Raw genomic sequence first — 854 nt, 5'->3', positions numbered from 1 at the left:
CTCCCTATTATTCTTAAAGTCTTAACTTCGTTTAAAATATCTATTAACACAACTGAATATGAGTAGTTAAAACGTCTCAAATCCTTGAAAGTACTGGGGTTGAGACGTTTTTTTATTAGATCAGGAACTAAAAGATAAGTGTTATTAACACGTCTTGGGGGAGAAACCTAAGGTTAACATATATCTCACTTCCGCATTCTGGCCGGTTTGTGGAGTAACTCTAATATTGCGTAGTAGTAAAAGATTACGACACAAACTGTATTTGTACTACATGCCAAAAGATGTATACAAAGGAAAAATGTAGTGATACAATTTTCTTGTTATAGAAATAGTAAAAAAGTAGGGGGGATTGTATGAAAAGTTATTTCACGAAGTCATTGTTTTTAACTGGATTTATCTTGCTGTTTTCTTTTAACTCTGTTTCCGCATCTACAGATATTGAAGGATCTTATGCTAAAGATGCAATATTGGAATTAGTAGAAAAGGGTATTATTTCAGGGGATGCAAATGGAGATTTTAATGTAACAGGTAAGATAACAAGACAAGACTTTGCTAGTGTCCTAGCAAAATCACTTGAATTAGACTCTTCAAATTCGTCAGTTACTGCTACGTTTTCAGATGTACCAGTTGACCACTATTCTTATGCGTATGTAGAGGCTGCTGTAAAAGCTGGCTTGATAAGTGGAACTGGGGAAGGTAATTTTGGATTTAACACAAATCTAACTCGTGAAGACATGGCAACTATTTTTGTAAAAGCACTAGGAGCTGACGCGGTTGGTTATGGAGACAAGTTAACATCTGCTGATCAAGATAGAATTTTAGAGTGGAAAAGAGACTCAGAGGCTTATGCTGTT

The 854-nt window shown here is 35.1% G+C and carries 1 protein-coding gene; it reads left to right on the top strand.

What is annotated here, in order from left to right:
• Positions 1–353 precede the first annotated feature (353 nt).
• Positions 354–854, top strand: a 501-nt coding sequence (locus FS935_RS23120; protein ID WP_146950940.1) for an S-layer homology domain-containing protein, incomplete at its 3' end; no start/stop codon positions are given.

This window comes from Metabacillus litoralis (genome assembly GCF_007994985.1).
In the GTDB taxonomy this organism is placed as follows: domain Bacteria; phylum Bacillota; class Bacilli; order Bacillales; family Bacillaceae; genus Metabacillus; species Metabacillus litoralis.
The sequence above is the reverse complement of the archived record's forward strand: the minus strand, read 5'-3'. Positions and strand labels throughout refer to the sequence as shown.